This is a genomic window from Streptomyces broussonetiae, from assembly GCF_009796285.1.
Lineage (GTDB): Bacteria > Actinomycetota > Actinomycetes > Streptomycetales > Streptomycetaceae > Streptomyces > Streptomyces broussonetiae.
This window is the reverse complement of record NZ_CP047020.1, coordinates 6,677,244-6,692,942: the sequence shown is the minus strand read 5'-3', so window position 1 is coordinate 6,692,942 and position 15,699 is coordinate 6,677,244. Positions and strand designations below refer to the sequence as shown.

The following is a 15,699-nucleotide window of genomic DNA, read 5'->3' as shown; positions in this document are numbered from 1 at the left end:
TTTCCTGAAAAGGCCTATGCCTTTTGCTTGTTGTTACGGCGATTACTGATGAGCATCGAGGCCAGCGTGATGACGACCGCGACGAGGAACATGGCCGTGCCGATCACATTGATCTGGACCGGGGTTCCGCGCTGCGCCGAACCCCAGACGAACATGGGGAAGGTGACCGTCGAGCCGGCGTTGAAATTGGTGATGATGAAATCGTCGAAGGACAGCGCGAAGGACAGCAGCGCGCCCGCGGCGATTCCGGGTGCCGCGATGGGCAGGGTGACCCGCACGAAGGTCTGCACCGGGCCGGCGTACAGGTCCCGGGCGGCCTCCTCCAGACGCGGATCCATCGACATCACACGGGCCTTGACCGCGGTGACGACGAAGCTCAGACAGAACATGATGTGCGCGATCAGGATCGTCATGAAGCCGAGCTGGGCGCCCATGTTGAGGAACAGGGTGAGCAGCGAGGCGGCCATGACGACCTCGGGCATCGCCATCGGCAGGAAGATCAGCGAGTTGACGGCGCCGCGGGCACGGAAGCGGTAGCGGACCAGCGCGAAGGCGATCATCGTGCCGAGGATCGTGGCACCGATCGTCGCCCAGACGGCGATCTGGAGGCTGATGGAGAGCGAGCCGCACATGTCGGCGACGCCGCACGGCTGCTTCCAGGCGTCCAGGGAGAACCGCTGCCACTCGTAGTTGAAGCGTCCCTTGGGTTTGTTGAAGGAGAACACCGTCACGATGACGTTGGGCAGTAGCAGATAGGCGAGCGTCAGGAGCCCGAATATGACGACGAGTTGACGCTTGAGCCAGTTGGCGAAGGGCATTTAGACCAGATCCTCCGTCCCGGCCCGGCGGATGTAGATCGTGACCATGGCCAGGATGGCAGCCATGAGGATGAAGGACAGGGCCGCGGCCGTCGGATAGTCCAGAATGCGCAGGAACTGCGTCTGGATGACATTGCCGATCATGCGGGTGTCGGTGGAGCCGAGCAGTTCGGAGTTGACGTAGTCACCGGCCGCCGGGATGAAGGTCAGCAGCGTGCCGGAGACCACGCCCGGCATCGACAGCGGGAAGGTCACCTTGCGGAAGGTGGTCCAGGGCCTCGCGTACAGGTCGCCGGCCGCCTCGTGCAGCCGTCCGTCGATCCGCTCCAGCGAGGTGTACAGCGGCAGGATCATGAACGGCAGGAAGTTGTACGTCAGTCCGCACACCACCGCGAGCGGTGTGGCGAGGACGCGGTCGCCGGCCGTCCAGCCGAGCCAGTTGGTGAGGTCCAGGACGTGCAGCGAGTTCAGGGTGTGCACGACCGGGCCGTTGTCGGCGAGGATCGTCTTCCAGGCCAGCGTGCGGATCAGGAAGCTGGTGAAGAACGGCGCGATCACCAGGATCATGATCAGGTTCCGCCAGCGGCCGGCCCGGAAGGCGATGAGATAGGCCAGCGGATAGCCGAGCAGCAGGCACCCGATGGTCGCGGCTGCCGCGTAGAAGACCGAGCGCAGGAACTGCGGCCAGTACTCGCTCAGCGCGCCCCAGTAGGTCGCGAAGTGCCAGGTGACCTTGTAGCCCTCCTCCAGGGAGCCCTGCTGCACGGAGGTGGAGGCCTGGTAGATCATCGGCAGCGCGAAGAAGACGACCAGCCAGAGGATGCCGGGGAGCAGCAGCCAGTACGGCGTGAACCGGCCGCGCCTGCGCGGCGGCTTGGCCCCCGGTTCGGCTGCGGAGGACAGAGGCGGAGGCGCCTCGGTTTCGGTGAGTGTCGACATCAGGCGGCCGCCTCTTCCTCGGTGCCCGCGTCGATGTCCTGGGCGGCATCCAGGCCGAAGGTGTGCGCCGGGCTCCAGTGCAGGACGACGTCGGCACCGGGCACGAGGCGGCGGTCGCGCTCCACGTTCTGGACGTAGACCGCGAGTTCGTCGCAGACCGGGCTGTCGATCACGTACTGCGTGGAGACACCGATGAAGCTCGCGTCGGCGATCTTGCCGGTGAGGCGGTTGCGGCCCTCGGGTATCTCGCCCGCGTCGTCGGCGTGGGTGAGGGAGATCTTCTCGGGGCGGACGCCGACCAGCACCTTGCCGCCGGTCTTCGTGTGCGCCGAACATCGCGCCTTGGGCAGCACCAGCTTGCCGCCTCCGGCCTTGAGGACGATGTCGTCCCCGTTCTCCGTGTCGACCTCGGCCTCGATGAGGTTGGAGGTGCCGAGGAAGTTCGCGACGAAGGTGGTGTTCGGGTTCTCGTAGAGGTCGGTCGGTGCACCGAGCTGTTCGACGCGGCCCGCGTTCATCACGGCGACCGTGTCGGCCATGGTCATGGCCTCCTCCTGGTCGTGCGTGACGTGCACGAAGGTGATGCCGACCTCGGTCTGGATGCGCTTGAGCTCGAGCTGCATCTGGCGGCGCAGCTTGAGGTCGAGGGCGCCGAGCGGCTCGTCGAGCAGGAGCACCTTGGGGTGGTTGATCAGCGCGCGGGCGACGGCGACGCGCTGCTGCTGGCCGCCGGAGAGCTGGTGCGGCTTCTTGCGCGCCTGCTCGCCGAGCTGCACGAGGTCCAGCATGTCCTCGACCTGCTTCTTCACGCTCTTGATGCCGCGCCGGCGCAGACCGAAGGCGACGTTCTCGAAGATGTCGAGGTGCGGGAAGAGGGCGTAGGACTGGAAGACGGTGTTCACCGGCCGCTTGTACGGCGGCAGGTGGGTCACTTCCTGGTCGCCGAGGTGGACGGCGCCCGTCGTGGGCTCCTCCAGGCCGGCGATCATGCGCAGGGTGGTGGTCTTGCCGCAGCCGGAGGCGCCGAGCAGGGCGAAGAAGGAGCCCTGCGGCACGGTCAGGTCGAGCGGCTGTACCGCGGTGAAGCCGTTGTCGTAGGTCTTGCTGATACCGGAGAGGCGGACGTCGCCGCTGTTGTCTGGTGTCGTCATCGTCGTCGTCACGCCCCTGTGAGCTTCGAGAACTTCTGCTGGTAGGCCGTCTCTTCCTGCTGCGTCAGAGCACGGAAGGCATGGCCCTTGGCCTGCATGGCCTTGTCGGGAATGATCAGCGGATTCTTCGCCGCCGAAGCGTCGATCTTCGCAAGATAGGGCGCCACTCCGGCGACGGGGCTCACGTAGTTGATGTAGGCGGCCAGCTCGGCGGCGGGCTCGGGCTCGTAGAAGTAGTCGATGAGCCGCTCGGCGTTCGCCTTGTGGCGCGCCCGGTTGGGGATGAGCAGGTTGTCCGTCGACGTCATGTAGCCGCTGTCGGGGATGACGTAGCCGACGTCCGGGCTGTCCGCCTGGAGCTGGACGATGTCGCCGCCCCAGGCGAGACAGGCGGCGAAGTCGCCCTTGGTGAGGTCGGACGTGTAGTCGTTGCCCGTGAAGCGGCGGATCTGTCCCTTGTCGACGGCCTTCTGGAGGCGGGCGATCACCGCGTCGTAGTCGTCGTCGGTGAACTTCGCCGGGTCCTTGCCCATGTCGAGCATGGTCATGCCGATGGTGTCGCGCATCTCGGTCAGGAAGCCGACCCGGCCCTTGAGCCCGGGGTTGTCGAGCAGGTCGGAGACCGACTTCACCTCGATGCCGCCGAGCGCCTTCTTGTTGTAGGCGATGACGGTCGAGATGCCCTGCCAGGGGTACGAGTAGGCGCGGCCCGGGTCCCAGTCGGGGGCCCGGAACTGGTCCGACAGGTTGGCGAAGGCGTGTGGCAGGTTGGACGCGTCCAGTTTCTGGACGTAGCCCAGCCGGATCATGCGGGCGGCCAGCCAGTCGGTGAGCACGATGAGATCGCGGCCGGTGTCGTGGCCGGCGGCCAGCTCGGGCTGGATCTTGCCGAAGAACTCGTCGTTGTCGTTGATGTCCTCGGTGTACGTGACCTGGATGCCGGTCCGCTTGGCGAACGTGTCGAGCGTGGGATGGCGTTTGCCGCTCTGGTCCACGTCGATGTACTCGGGCCAGTTGGAGAAGTTCACGATCTTCTCCGTGGCCGAGTGGTCGTCGGCGGAGACGCCGCCCTGGTTCTTGGCCGCCGCGGGGATCCCGCAGGCGCTCAGCGCCCCGAGTCCGCCGACCGCGAGCGCGCCGCCCGCCGAGGCACGCAGCAGCGACCGGCGGGTCATGGCCGTGCGGACGCCGCGCGGACTGCGCCACGTGGCAGCCGCTTCGGCCGGGTTCAGGCGGTGGGGCTCGTAGTGCTCCATGCGCGTGGGTGACCTTTCGGGAGGGGTCGGCCTTGTCGGTGGCCGGGCGGTTGCTAGCGGTCCCCGAAAACGGTGCGGTGCCAGTCCTTCGCGGCCACCGCGGTGTTGTCGAACATTACGTGCTTGACCTGCGTGTATTCCTCGAAGGAGTACGCCGACATGTCCTTGCCGAAGCCGGAGGCCTTGTATCCGCCGTGCGGCATCTCACTGATGATCGGGATGTGGTCGTTGATCCACACACAGCCCGCCTTGATCTCGCGGGTGGCGCGGTTCGCACGGTAGACATTGCTGCTCCAGGCGGAGGCGGCGAGGCCGTACGGGGTGTCGTTGGCCAGCCGGATCCCGTCGTCGTCGCTGTCGAACGGCAGGACGACCAGGACCGGCCCGAAGATCTCGGACTGGACGATCTCGCTGTCCTGGGCCGCGTCGGCGATCAGCGTCGGCCGGTAGTAGGCGCCGCTCTCCAGCTCGCCCTTGGGGGTCTCGCCGCCGGTCACCACGCGCGCGTAGCCACGCGCCCGGTCCACGAAGGCTGCGACCCGGTCCCGCTGGACGTGGGAGATGAGCGGCCCGAGGTCGGTGCCGGGAGCGAAGGGGTCCCCCAGCCGCACGGTCTCCATCAGGGCGGCGGTCCGCTCCACGAACGCCTCGTACAGCGGGCGCTGCACGTACGCGCGCGTGGCGGCCGTGCAGTCCTGGCCGGTGTTGATGAGCGATCCGGCGACGGCGCCGTGGACGGCGGCCTCCAGGTCGGCGTCGTCGAACACGACGAAGGGGGCCTTGCCGCCCAGCTCCAGATGCAGGCGCTTGACGGTGGCGGTGGCGATCTCGGCGACGCGCTTGCCGACGGCCGTGGACCCGGTGAAGGACGTCATGGCGACGTCGGGGTGGCCGACGAGACGCTCCCCGGCCTCCCTGCCGGTACCCGTGACGATATTGACGACCCCGTCCGGAATTCCGGCATCGGTGGCGGCCTGGGCGAACAGCAGCGAGGTGAGCGGGGTCAGCTCGGCGGGCTTGAGCACGATGGTGTTGCCCGCGGCGATCGCCGGGAGGATCTTCCAGGCGGCCATCTGCAGGGGGTAGTTCCAGGGGGCGATGGATCCGACGACGCCGATGGGTTCCCTGCGGACGTAGGAGGTGTGGTCGCCGGAGTACTCACCCGCGGACTGTCCCTGCAGGTGCCGGGCGGCGCCCGCGAAGAACGCGGTGTTGTCGATGGTCCCCGGCACGTCGAACTCACGGGTGAGCTTCAGCGGCTTTCCGCACTGCAGGGACTCCGCGCGGGCGAAGTCCTCGGCACGCTCGGCGAGCACGGCGGCAAAGCGGTGCAGGGCGTCGGAGCGCTCGCCCACCGTGGCCGAGGACCAGCCGGGGAACGCCGCGCGCGCCGCGGCCACCGCCGCGTCGACGTCGTCGGCGCCGGCCAGCTCGTAGGTGTAGACCTCTTCACCGGTGGCGGGGTCGACCACGGCATGGGTGCGGCCCGAGGTCCCCTTGGTCAGCCGGCCCGCGATGAACTGTGCGCCATCGGCGAATCGGTCCTGTGCGGGGAATCGTTCCGGGGTGGCAATGCCCGGGTTGTGCATGTCGCTCTCCTCCGCCGTGCGCCCCGTCCCGGGGGGGTGGGTGGCGTAGCTCCAGCTCGATTTGAGTGCCGATCCTGACAGAGCAAGTGGACTCCAACAAGTGATTCCGTTGTTGCCTTTTGGTTACGCGACGAAATCTGTCGACCAGGTGTCGAGTCGGGGTGGAAAAGGACGGACGGAGTGTCAGTGGTGCGTGCCAGACTCGCGTGCATGGGGAAGATCGACGGGGTGGAAGCCCTGATCAGCGAGGTCCGGGCGGGGACGCACATCAGGTACCTCCACTTCTGGGGGCACCGCCCGAGGAAGGACGGCAGCATCGGTCCGGGCTGCCTGAGCCAGTGGTGGCCGTCACCGTTCGTGGTCGACGGTGTCGAGTACGCGACGGCCGAGCACTGGATGATGGCGGGCAAGGCCAGGCTCTTCGAGGACGCGGAGGCCGAGCGCGGGGTGCTGGCCGCAGGGCATCCCGCTCAGGCGAAGAAGGCCGGGCGGCTGGTCCGGGGGTTCGACGAGGAGATATGGCAGCGCGAGCGGTTCCGGATCGTGGTCGAGGGCAGCGTGCACAAGTTCGCGGCCGACGAGGCGCTGCGCGGGTTCCTGTTGGGCACCGGTGAGCGTGTGCTGGTGGAGGCGAGCCCGGTGGACCGCGTGTGGGGGATCGGGCTCGCGGCGACGGACGAGGCGGCGCTGGATCCGCAGCGCTGGAAGGGGCTGAACTTGTTGGGGTTCGCGCTCATGGAGGCGCGGGACCGGCTGGCCTAGATCGGGAACGGCGGGCCCGGATCGGAGCCGGCCTGCCTGGACCGGAACCGGTCCGCATGGATGCGGCCCGGCGCCGCTGTCGGGCGGGGCGCGCTCGGGTCGGTGGCGTTCAGACCGATCGCGCTGAGGCCGGTCACGCTCAGGTCGAACGCGCTCGGGCCGGTCGCCCTGGGGTTGCTCACCTATGGACAGCGATGAAGAAGGCGAACAGGCCCAGCACCAGCACGATCCCCACCGCTCCGCAGATCAGCCCCGCCAGGGCCGTCCCGGCGTTCGTGGCCTCGCCCCGCTTCGCCTTGCCGCGGCCGACCGCGCCGAAGATCACCGCGAGGACGCCCAGCACGAGGGCCACCGGCCACAGCAGGAAGCCGACCGTCGACAGGATGCCGCACACCAGGGCGGCGGTGCCCATGCCGTTGCTCGGGAGCGGCTGTATACCGGGCCAGCCGTAGCCGTACCCCGCCGGGTACCCGGCGGGGTACGGCTGCTGGAGCCCGCCGCCGGGGTAGCCGTGGGCCGGCGCCATGCCCGGGTAGCCGTACGGCACCTGACCGGGGCCGTCGGGGCCGATCGGCGGCGGGGGCACGGGCTCCGGACCGGGGTGCTGTCCGACGGGCGGTGCGTAGGGGTTCGGTGGGGCGAACGCGTTCACGGCGGCGGTCGGCGGGGCGTACGGGTGCGGGGGCGGGGTGCTGGACGGAGGAGCGAAGGCGTCCGTCGAAGGGGGGAAGGGGGCCGCCGGGGGTGCGAACGGGGCGGCCGGGGACGCGGTGCCGGTGGTGGGCGGGGCCCAGGGTGAGGGGACGGCGTCGGTGGACAGGTTGGCCCACGTCTGCCGGTGGTGGACCGGGCCGGGGCCGGTGCCCGGGCTCGCAGCCGGGTCCTGCGGGGACGCCGGCTGGGCGTCCGCGGTCTTGCCCAGGGACACCCGGGGCGAGGCGGGCCGGTCACCTGCAGGGCGCTGCTCCGGTGGCAGGGACGACGGCACCTCGTCGGACATGGTGAAGGACCCCTCTGCTGGACGTGCCGTCATGCTACGGGCAGCCCGGACCGGGCGGCCCGGGGCCTACGATGATCCGGCGCAACCGATCAGCCGATCACTCCGCCCGCACCACGGACCCGGTTCCGCGGGCGCCCGTCCCGGGGAGGACCCCTTGACCGACCACAGCACCGCACCCGCCTCCGGGGTGGCCGACCGCGATCTGCGGACCTTCATCGCCGGCCTCCCCAAGGCCGAACTGCACGTCCACCACGTCGGCTCGGCCTCCCCGCGTATCGTCTCGGAACTGGCCGCCCGCCACCGCGACTCCAAGGTCCCCGCCGACCCCGAGGCGCTGGCCGAGTACTTCACCTTCACCGACTTCGCGCACTTCATCGAGGTGTATCTGTCGGTGGTCGACCTGATCCGCACCCCCGAGGACGTCCGGCTGCTGACCTACGAGGTGGCCCGTGACCTGGCCCGGCAGCAGGTGCGGTACGCCGAGCTGACCCTCACCCCGTACTCCTCGACCCGGCGCGGGATCGACGCGCGGGCCTTCATGGCGGCCATCGAGGACGCCCGCAAGGCGGCCGAGGCCGAGTTCGGGACCGTGCTGCGCTGGTGCTTCGACATTCCGGGCGAGGCCGGTCTCGACTCCGCCGAGGAGACGGCGCGGCTTGCCACCGACGACCGGTTCCGGCCGGAGGGCCTGGTGTCGTTCGGGCTCGGCGGGCCCGAGATCGGCGTACCCCGGCCCCAGTTCAAGCCCTACTTCGACCGGGCCATCGCCGCCGGTCTGCACTCCGTGCCGCACGCCGGGGAGACGACCGGACCCGAGACCGTGTGGGACTCGCTGATCGAGCTGCGCGCCGAGCGGGTCGGGCACGGCACCAGCTCCGCGCTGGATCCCAAGCTGCTCGCCCACCTCGCCGAGCACCGGATCGCGCTGGAGGTCTGCCCGACCTCCAACATCGCCACCCGCGCGGTGCGCACCCTGGACGAGCACCCGGTCAGGGAGTTCGTCGAGGCCGGAGTGCTGGTCACGATCAACTCCGACGACCCGCCGATGTTCGGCACCGACCTCAACAACGAGTACGCGGTGGCCGCCCGGCTGCTGGACCTGGACGAGCGCGGCATCGCCGACCTCGCCAAGAACGCCGTCGAGGCGTCCTTCCACGACCCGGCGGGCAAGGCGCGGATCGCGGCGGAGATCGACACGTACACCACCACCTGGCTCGCCCGCTGACCCTGCGGCCCCGCCACAATGGGGCCATGCAGACCGTGACCGCCGTGGCCCATCGCGGCGACCCCTACCGCTTCCGTGAGAACACCGTCGACTCACTGCGTTCCGCGCTCGACCAGGGCGCGGACGCGGTCGAGATCGACGTACGGCTCACCCGTGACGGTGTCCCCGTGCTGTTGCACGACGAGACGCTGAAACGGCTGTGGGAACTGGACCGGCCGCTGGCCGCGCTGTCCGCCGAGGAACTGCGCGGGCTCACGGCGGGCGGGGTGCCGACGCTCGCGGAGGCGCTGGCCGCGACCGGGGACAGCCGGGTGATGGTGGACCTGTGCGGGCGGGTCGAGCGGCGGATGGTGGACCGGGTCATGGACGTGATCCGGAACAGCGGGGCCCAGGACCGCGTCCACTACTGTGCGGGCGCCGAGGCCATGCTCGCCGTACGTGCCGCCGACCCGGCCGCCGAGATCGCCCTGACCTGGACGACGCTGGCCCCACCCCGGCCCGCACTGCTCGAGGCGGTCCGGCCGCGCTGGCTCAACTACCGTTTCTCCCTGGTAGGCAGGGAGTTGGCGGCCCGCGTCCACCACGACGGCTACCTGCTCTCCGTCTGGACTCCGGACACCCGCCGCGCCATGCGCCGCCTGCTGGACCTGGGCGTCGACTCGATCACGACGAACCGGGTCGACGCCCTGCACGCACTGCGCTCCCGCTAGGTCCTCCGGCGCCGGACAGGTCACACGGTCCGGTCCGGACGCCGGGGCGCTGCGGGCCGCGCCCACCGGTCTGCGGGCGCCGACGCGCCGACGGCGCGGATCCGGGTCGACGCCAGCGGCGGAGGCCGGCGGGGCGGCCGTGCACGACCTGGCGAGCGGCCGGGCGGCGGCCCTGACACGGGTCCAGCGACGGCGCCGGGCTGCAGCGGTTTCACCTACGAGGGCGCGGTCTGGCGGGCCAAGTCCGGTGCACGGCAGGGGTGTTCCACCGGGATCGCTGCGACGCTCGGCCTCGGCCTTACTCTCATCCACCGGGTCGGCTCCACGGACGCCAAGGGCGAGGGGATGAACCCGATGAACCCGGTCGCCGAGAGCATCGCCACAGCCGCCCTCAAGCAGCCGGAGCGGGCACTGGCCGCGAGGCGCCGCCGAGCGCCTCCAGCCGCTTGATCTTCTTCCGTACGACGTACAGCGGGATGACACCGAAGACCCCGAAGGACATGTCGATCAGGCTCCACCAGAAGGGGATGCCGCGGATCGGTCCGCAGACCAGGGCGAGCGGGATGATCCCGGCGCAGGCGATCATCCCGAACTCCACGACCCAGATGTTGCGGACGGGATCGCGGTACGGCCCGTAGAAGGCGACCGCGATGACGAGGTGGGCGAAGGCCAGCCAGTCGGTGCCGTAGAGGAGGAACGGGTAGTCGGCGTCGGCGGTGTCGAGCCCGTGCCGTACCCGCTCGATCCAGTGCATCAGCCCCGGCAGTTGCTCGGGCACGGACAGCGCACGCAACGCGCTCTCGGTCCAGCGCAGTTCGTGCACCAGTGGAAAGGCGGTGGCCCCGCTGAGCACGAGGCACACGACGAAGAGGACCAACCAGACGCGAATGCCCTTGAGGAGGGCGGCTCTGTCGCTCATGAGATGAGCGTACGCCTAGAGTTGAACGCGTTCAAAAAGTTCCCGCAATGCGCGCTCCACCAGACCCCGGAGTCCACCGCGCCCGCCACCGGCGCACCATCGTGTTGACGAACGTGCCGTTCATCCCGATCGTCATCTCGCCACAGGTAAGCGCCTGTTCGGACGGGAACCGCGCAGAGAACAGCTGACTCCGCGCTCACAACCCCACGATCTTGTTCCACCGCTTCGCGAACTCCACCCGCTCGGTGGAGGTGATGTCGCGGGCGATGGCGAGACGGCTGCGCATCGTGGTGTCCGGGAAGATCAGGGGGTTGTCGGCGAGGGCCGCGGTGTCCTTGTCCTTCGAGGCCGCCAGGACCTCCTTGGCCGCCGGGACCGGGCAGACGTAGTTGACCCAGGTGGCGAGCTTCGCGGCGACCTCGGGGGCGTAGTAGTAGTCGATCAGGCGCTCGGCGTTGGCCTTGTGGCGGGCCCGGTTGGGGATCATCAGGGAGTCCGACCACAGCTCGGCGCCCTCCTCGGGGACGACGAAGCGGATGTCGGGGTTGTCCGCCTGGAGCTGGATGACGTCGCCGGAGTAGGCCTGGCAGGCGAGGACGTCACCGCTGACCAGGTCCTTGGTGTAGTCGTTGCCGGTGAAGCGGCGGATCTGGCCCCGGTGGACCTGTCGCTCCACCTCGTCGCAGACGTTGTGGAAGTCGGTGGCCTTCCACTTGGTGATGTCCACGCCGTTGCCCTGCATGAGCAGTGCGAAGGCCTCGTCCAGGCCGGACAGGAGGGTCACCCGGCCCTTGAGGTCGCCCGCCCACAGGTCCTTGACGTGCTGGATGTCCCGGCCCAGCTTCTTGCGGTTGTAGGCGATGCCGGTGATGCCCGACTGCCAGGGCACGGTGGAGAGCCGGCCCTTGTCGAAGGCCGGGGAGCGGAGCAGCGGGTCCAGGTACTTCGCGACGTTCGGCTGGTGGGCGCGGTCCATCTTCTGTACCCACCCGAGGCGCACGAACCGCGCGCACATCCAGTCGCTGACGACGATCAGATCGCGGCCGGTCGTCTGATGGTTCATCAGCGCGGGGCTGATCTTGCCGAAGAACTCGTCGTTGTCGTTGATCTCCTCGACATAGTCGACCTTGATCCCGGTGCGCTTCTCGAACGCCTCCAGCGTGGGCCGCCGGTTCGGGTTCTTGTCGTCGGTGTCGATGTACAGCGGCCAGTTCGCCCAGGTCAGCTTCCTGTCGGCCGTGGACTCGTCGGCGGCGGCCCGGTCGCCGGGCGCGACATAGGCGGCGGGCACCCCGCAGCCGGCCAGGGCACCGAGCGCGGCGGTGCCGCCGAGGGCGCGCAGAAGGGAGCGGCGGGACATGGCGGACGTACGAGAAGTCTGGGGCACCCCGGAAGGATGCCCGTCCGGCCGTCGAACGGACAATCGACGCTGCGTCGAGCATGCCCGCGCCTGTCCGACACCTTGTCGATCGGTGGCGGTCATGCCCCCGTCATGCCTCGGACAGCCCCGCTTCCCACGCGCCCGGGCGCCTGTGCCGGGCCGCGCACCGCACTGCAACGTTCCGCACCGCACGGCACCGCACCGCACGGCACCGCACCGCACGGCACCGCACTGCACTGCACTGCATGCGGCCGGAGACCGTACGGATACGGAGGAGAAGGTGCACGGGTTCACGCGCGAGCGGGTCGACTCCCTCGACCCGTCCGACCGGCGGCGCACGGTACGACGACGGCCGCGACATGACGAAGAGCGGCTCCGGTCAGGGAGGTGACCTGTCCGGAGCCGCTCTCGGTGTCGGTGGTGCTTACGCGTCCAGCGACGTCATCACGTGCTTGATCCGCGTGTAGTCCTCGAAGCCGTACGCCGACAGGTCCTTGCCGTAGCCGGACTTCTTGAAGCCGCCGTGCGGCATCTCGGCGACCAGCGGGATGTGGGTGTTGATCCACACGCAGCCGAAGTCCATCTTCTTGGACATGCGCATCGCGCGCGCGTGGTCCTTGGTCCACACCGAGGAGGCCAGGGCGTAGTCCACGCCGTTGGCGAACTCCACCGCCTGGTCCTCGTCCGTGAAGGTCTGGACCGTGATGACCGGCCCGAAGACCTCCTTCTGGATGATCTCGTCGTCCTGCTTGACGCCGGAGACGACGGTCGGCGCGAAGAAGTAGCCCTTGTCGCCGACACGCTTGCCGCCGGCCTCCACGCGCGCGTGGGCGGGCAGCCGCTCGATGAAGCCCTCGACCTGCTTGAGCTGGTTGGGGTTGTTCAGCGGGCCGAAGAGGACGTCCTCGTCGTCCGGCTGACCGGTCTTGGTCTCCTCGGCGGCCTTGGCGAGCGCGGCGACGAACTCGTCGTGGATGGACTCGTGGACGAGGACGCGGCAGGCGGCCGTACAGTCCTGGCCGGCGTTGAAGAAGCCCGCCACGGAGATGTCCTCGACGGCCTTGGCGATGTCGGTGTCCTCGAAGACGACGACCGGGGCCTTGCCGCCCAGCTCCAGGTGGACCCGCTTGAGGTCCTTGGACGCGGACTCGGCCACGGACATGCCGGCGCGCACGGAGCCGGTGATCGACGCCATCGCGGGGGTGTCGTGCTCGACCATCATGCGGCCGGTGTCGCGGTCGCCGCAGACGACGTTGAAGACGCCCTTGGGCAGGATCGAGCCCATGATGTCCGCGATGAGGACGGTCGACGCCGGAGTGGTGTCCGACGGCTTCAGCACGACCGTGTTGCCCGCGGCGATCGCCGGGGCGAACTTCCACACGGCCATCATCATCGGGTAGTTCCAGGGCGCGACCTGGGCGCAGACGCCGACCGGTTCACGGCGGATGATCGAGGTCATCCCCTCCATGTACTCACCGGCCGAGCGGCCCTCGAGCAGCCGCGCCGCGCCCGCGAAGAAGCGGATCTGGTCGACCATCGGCGGGATCTCCTCGGAGCGGGTGAGCCCGATCGGCTTGCCCGTGTTCTCCACCTCGGCCGCGATCAGCTCCTCGGCGCGCTCCTCGAAGGCGTCCGCGATCTTCAGCAGCGCCTTCTGCCGTTCGGCCGGGGTCGTGTCACGCCAGGCCGGGAAGGCGCGGGCGGCGGCCTCCATGGCGGCGTCCACGTCCGCCTGCCCGGACAGCGGCGCGGTCGCGTACGCCTCGCCGGTCGCGGGGTTGACCACCTCGGTGGTCCGTCCGTCGGCGGCGTCCCGGAACTCACCGTCGATGTAGTTGCGCAGACGACGCAGCTCGGTGCTCACTGCCGGCCTCCTGATTCAGGTACTCGCTGTTACTCGCTGTCCGATTACTGAGACACCCACCCTAGTCGTCAGGCCCACGTTTTCAACACCCCCACCGCCACTAGTTCTGCGAAATCCGCAAGACTCGGAGTCCCAAACAACGAATTTCATCGCTGGAGGGTTGCGAAACTGTCGAGACGTCGTGCACAGTGAGGTCGTGGCCAGTCGAAGCGCAGACCAGAGGGACTCCACCCGCGAGTCCAGGAACGGCAACAGCCCCCAGCTGGACGCCGTCTCCCTCGCCATCATTCAGCAGCTCCAGGAGGACGGCCGCCGGCCGTACGCCGCGATCGGCAAGGCCGTCGGCCTGTCGGAGGCGGCCGTGCGCCAGCGCGTCCAGAAGCTGCTGGACCAGGGCGTGATGCAGATCGTCGCCGTCACGGACCCGCTCACCGTGGGCTTCCGCAGGCAGGCAATGGTCGGCATCAACGTCGAGGGCGATGTCGAGTCGATCGCGGACGTGCTGACTGGCATGTCGGAAGTCGAGTACGTGGTGATGACCGCGGGCTCGTTCGACATCCTCGCCGAGATCGTCTGCGAGGACGACGACCACCTGCTGGACGTCATCAACAAACGCATCCGGGCCCTGCCCGGAGTGCGCTCCACCGAAAGCTTCGTCTATCTGAAGCTGAAGAAGCAGACCTACATGTGGGGAACCCGATAACCGTGACCCAGAAGGACCTCAGCCGCACCGCGTACGACCACCTGTGGATGCACTTCACCCGCATGTCCTCGTACGAGAAGTCCCCCGTCCCGACCATCGTCCGGGGTGAGGGCACCTACATCTACGACGACAAGGGCAAGCGCTACCTCGACGGTCTCGCGGGCCTCTTCGTGGTCCAGGCCGGTCACGGCCGCACGGAACTCGCCGAGACCGCCTTCAAGCAGGCCCAGGAGCTGGCCTTCTTCCCGGTGTGGTCCTACGCCCACCCCAAGGCCGTCGAGCTGGCCGAGCGGCTCGCCGACTACGCCCCGGGCGACCTGAACAAGGTCTTCTTCACCACCGGTGGCGGCGAGGCCGTCGAGACCGCCTGGAAGCTCGCCAAGCAGTACTTCAAGCTGCAGGGCAAGCCGACCAAGTACAAGGTCATCTCGCGTGCCGTCGCCTACCACGGCACCCCGCAGGGCGCCCTGTCCATCACCGGCCTGCCGGGCCTGAAGGCCCCCTTCGAGCCGCTGGTGCCGGGCGCGCACAAGGTGCCGAACACCAACATCTACCGCGCCCCGCTCTTCGGCGACGACCCGGAGGCCTTCGGCCGCTGGGCCGCCGACCAGATCGAGCAAGAGATCCTCTTCGAGGGCCCGGACACCGTCGCCGCGGTCTTCCTCGAGCCCGTGCAGAACGCCGGCGGCTGCTTCCCGCCCCCGCCCGGCTACTTCCAGCGGGTGCGCGAGATCTGCGACAAGTACGACGTGCTGCTCGTGTCGGACGAGGTCATCTGCGCCTTCGGTCGCCTGGGCACGATGTTCGCCTGCGACAAGTTCGGCTACGTCCCGGACATGATCACCTGCGCCAAGGGCATGACCTCGGGCTACTCCCCGATCGGCGCCTGCATCGTCTCCGACCGCATCGCCGAGCCGTTCTACAAGGGCGACAACACCTTCCTGCACGGCTACACCTTCGGCGGCCACCCGGTCTCCGCGGCGGTGGGTCTGGCCAACCTCGACCTGTTCGAGCGCGAGAACATCAACCAGCACGTGCTGGACAACGAGGGCGCCTTCCTGCAGACCCTGCAGAAGCTGCACGACCTGCCGATCGTCGGCGACGTCCGCGGCAACGGCTTCTTCTACGGCATCGAGCTGGTGAAGGACAAGAACACCAAGGAGTCCTTCAACGAGGAGGAGACCGAGCGCGTCCTGTACGGCTTCCTCTCCAAGGCGCTGTTCGACAACGGCCTGTACTGCCGTGCCGACGACCGCGGCGACCCGGTCATCCAGCTCGCCCCGCCGCTGATCTCCAACCAGGAGACCTTCGACGAGATCGAGCAGATCCTGCGCGCGACGCTGACGGAGGCGTGGACCAAGCTCTGAGCCTCCCCAGACAGG

The 15,699-nt window shown here is 69.0% G+C and carries 15 protein-coding genes; 5 read left to right on the top strand and 10 right to left on the bottom strand.

The window, feature by feature from the left end:
- Positions 1 to 14: 14 nt before the first annotated feature.
- Genes GQF42_RS31000 through GQF42_RS30980 form a run of 5 tightly spaced genes read right to left on the bottom strand, consistent with a single transcriptional unit; the run spans position 15 to position 5,753 of the window.
- Positions 15 to 818 carry an ABC transporter permease gene (locus GQF42_RS31000; protein WP_158925345.1) on the bottom strand — a complete coding sequence of 268 codons (804 nt, stop codon included), beginning with the start codon at positions 816 to 818 and terminating at the stop codon, positions 15 to 17.
- Positions 819 to 1,757: an ABC transporter permease gene (locus GQF42_RS30995; RefSeq protein ID WP_158925343.1), complete on the bottom strand. Its 939-nt coding sequence runs from the start codon at positions 1,755 to 1,757 to the stop codon at positions 819 to 821. It lies immediately after the preceding gene.
- On the bottom strand, positions 1,757 to 2,908 hold the full coding sequence (locus tag GQF42_RS30990) for an ABC transporter ATP-binding protein (protein ID WP_158925341.1): 1,152 nt from the start codon (positions 2,906 to 2,908) through the stop codon (positions 1,757 to 1,759). The genes GQF42_RS30995 and GQF42_RS30990 overlap by 1 nt, the downstream gene beginning before the upstream one ends.
- An 8-nt stretch (positions 2,909 to 2,916) precedes the next feature.
- Entirely contained in the window at positions 2,917 to 4,164 is a 1,248-nt protein-coding gene (locus GQF42_RS30985; protein ID WP_158925339.1) for an ABC transporter substrate-binding protein, read from the bottom strand.
- 53 nt (positions 4,165 to 4,217) lie between these two features.
- Positions 4,218 to 5,753 (bottom strand): gamma-aminobutyraldehyde dehydrogenase, encoded by a 1,536-nt coding sequence (locus GQF42_RS30980; RefSeq protein ID WP_158925337.1) that lies wholly within the window; start codon positions 5,751 to 5,753, stop codon positions 4,218 to 4,220.
- Positions 5,754 to 5,963: 210 nt separating this feature from the next.
- Between GQF42_RS30980 and GQF42_RS30975 the strand changes: the two genes are divergently transcribed.
- The gene (locus GQF42_RS30975; RefSeq protein WP_158925335.1) at positions 5,964 to 6,515 is read left to right on the top strand and encodes an NADAR family protein; all 552 of its coding nucleotides are present in this window, start codon (positions 5,964 to 5,966) and stop codon (positions 6,513 to 6,515) included.
- Here the strand turns inward: GQF42_RS30975 and GQF42_RS30970 are convergent.
- Positions 6,512 to 6,697, bottom strand: a complete 186-nt coding sequence (locus tag GQF42_RS30970; RefSeq protein WP_158925333.1) for a hypothetical protein — start codon at positions 6,695 to 6,697, stop codon at positions 6,512 to 6,514. The genes GQF42_RS30975 and GQF42_RS30970 overlap by 4 nt on opposite strands.
- A complete protein-coding gene (locus tag GQF42_RS47005; protein ID WP_267906152.1) occupies positions 6,694 to 7,515 on the bottom strand; it encodes a DUF4190 domain-containing protein in 822 nt (273 codons plus the stop codon). Before GQF42_RS47005 ends, GQF42_RS30970 begins: the two co-directional genes overlap by 4 nt.
- Positions 7,516 to 7,546: 31 nt before the next feature.
- On the opposite strand from GQF42_RS47005, the gene GQF42_RS30960 reads away from it, so the two are divergent.
- Together GQF42_RS30960 and GQF42_RS30955 are read left to right on the top strand one after the other, a co-directional pair.
- Positions 7,547 to 8,740 (top strand): adenosine deaminase, encoded by a 1,194-nt coding sequence (locus GQF42_RS30960; RefSeq protein ID WP_158925331.1) that lies wholly within the window; start codon positions 7,547 to 7,549, stop codon positions 8,738 to 8,740.
- A gap of 26 nt (positions 8,741 to 8,766) precedes the next feature.
- Positions 8,767 to 9,450 (top strand): glycerophosphodiester phosphodiesterase, encoded by a 684-nt coding sequence (locus tag GQF42_RS30955; RefSeq protein ID WP_158925329.1) that lies wholly within the window; start codon positions 8,767 to 8,769, stop codon positions 9,448 to 9,450.
- Positions 9,451 to 9,841: 391 nt separating this feature from the next.
- On the opposite strand, the gene GQF42_RS30950 is transcribed toward GQF42_RS30955, so the two are convergent.
- The 3 genes from GQF42_RS30950 to GQF42_RS30940 all read right to left on the bottom strand — a co-directional run bounded on the left by GQF42_RS30950 (position 9,842) and on the right by GQF42_RS30940 (position 13,614).
- Positions 9,842 to 10,369: a hypothetical protein gene (locus GQF42_RS30950; protein ID WP_158925327.1), complete on the bottom strand. Its 528-nt coding sequence runs from the start codon at positions 10,367 to 10,369 to the stop codon at positions 9,842 to 9,844.
- 196 nt (positions 10,370 to 10,565) lie between these two features.
- Positions 10,566 to 11,729 (bottom strand): ABC transporter substrate-binding protein, encoded by a 1,164-nt coding sequence (locus tag GQF42_RS30945; protein WP_199273113.1) that lies wholly within the window; start codon positions 11,727 to 11,729, stop codon positions 10,566 to 10,568.
- 445 nt (positions 11,730 to 12,174) lie between these two features.
- Positions 12,175 to 13,614: a gamma-aminobutyraldehyde dehydrogenase gene (locus GQF42_RS30940; protein WP_158925323.1), complete on the bottom strand. Its 1,440-nt coding sequence runs from the start codon at positions 13,612 to 13,614 to the stop codon at positions 12,175 to 12,177.
- Between the two features lie 181 nt (positions 13,615 to 13,795).
- Between GQF42_RS30940 and GQF42_RS30935 the strand changes: the two genes are divergently transcribed.
- On the top strand, positions 13,796 to 14,317 hold the full coding sequence (locus tag GQF42_RS30935) for an Lrp/AsnC family transcriptional regulator (protein ID WP_158925321.1): 522 nt from the start codon (positions 13,796 to 13,798) through the stop codon (positions 14,315 to 14,317).
- The gene (locus GQF42_RS30930; RefSeq protein WP_158925319.1) at positions 14,302 to 15,684 is read left to right on the top strand and encodes an aspartate aminotransferase family protein; all 1,383 of its coding nucleotides are present in this window, start codon (positions 14,302 to 14,304) and stop codon (positions 15,682 to 15,684) included. The genes GQF42_RS30935 and GQF42_RS30930 overlap by 16 nt, the downstream gene beginning before the upstream one ends.
- Positions 15,685 to 15,699: the final 15 nt, after the last annotated feature.

Bases quoted from the DNA above. Each gene is read 5' to 3' on its own strand.
- GQF42_RS30955 (WP_158925329.1), top strand. From the start codon at position 8,767: ATGCAGACCGTGACCGCCGTGGCCCATCGCGGCGACCCCTACCGCTTC.
- GQF42_RS47005 (WP_267906152.1), bottom strand. From the start codon at position 7,515: ATGTCCGACGAGGTGCCGTCGTCCCTGCCACCGGAGCAGCGCCCTGCA.
- GQF42_RS31000 (WP_158925345.1), bottom strand. From the start codon at position 818: ATGCCCTTCGCCAACTGGCTCAAGCGTCAACTCGTCGTCATATTCGGG.
- GQF42_RS30995 (WP_158925343.1), bottom strand. From the start codon at position 1,757: ATGTCGACACTCACCGAAACCGAGGCGCCTCCGCCTCTGTCCTCCGCA.
- GQF42_RS30960 (WP_158925331.1), top strand. From the start codon at position 7,547: ATGCTACGGGCAGCCCGGACCGGGCGGCCCGGGGCCTACGATGATCCG.
- GQF42_RS30950 (WP_158925327.1), bottom strand. From the start codon at position 10,369: ATGAGCGACAGAGCCGCCCTCCTCAAGGGCATTCGCGTCTGGTTGGTC.
- GQF42_RS30975 (WP_158925335.1), top strand. From the start codon at position 5,964: ATGGGGAAGATCGACGGGGTGGAAGCCCTGATCAGCGAGGTCCGGGCG.
- GQF42_RS30985 (WP_158925339.1), bottom strand. From the start codon at position 4,164: ATGGAGCACTACGAGCCCCACCGCCTGAACCCGGCCGAAGCGGCTGCC.
- GQF42_RS30990 (WP_158925341.1), bottom strand. From the start codon at position 2,908: ATGACGACACCAGACAACAGCGGCGACGTCCGCCTCTCCGGTATCAGC.
- GQF42_RS30980 (WP_158925337.1), bottom strand. From the start codon at position 5,753: ATGCACAACCCGGGCATTGCCACCCCGGAACGATTCCCCGCACAGGAC.
- GQF42_RS30945 (WP_199273113.1), bottom strand. From the start codon at position 11,729: ATGTCCCGCCGCTCCCTTCTGCGCGCCCTCGGCGGCACCGCCGCGCTC.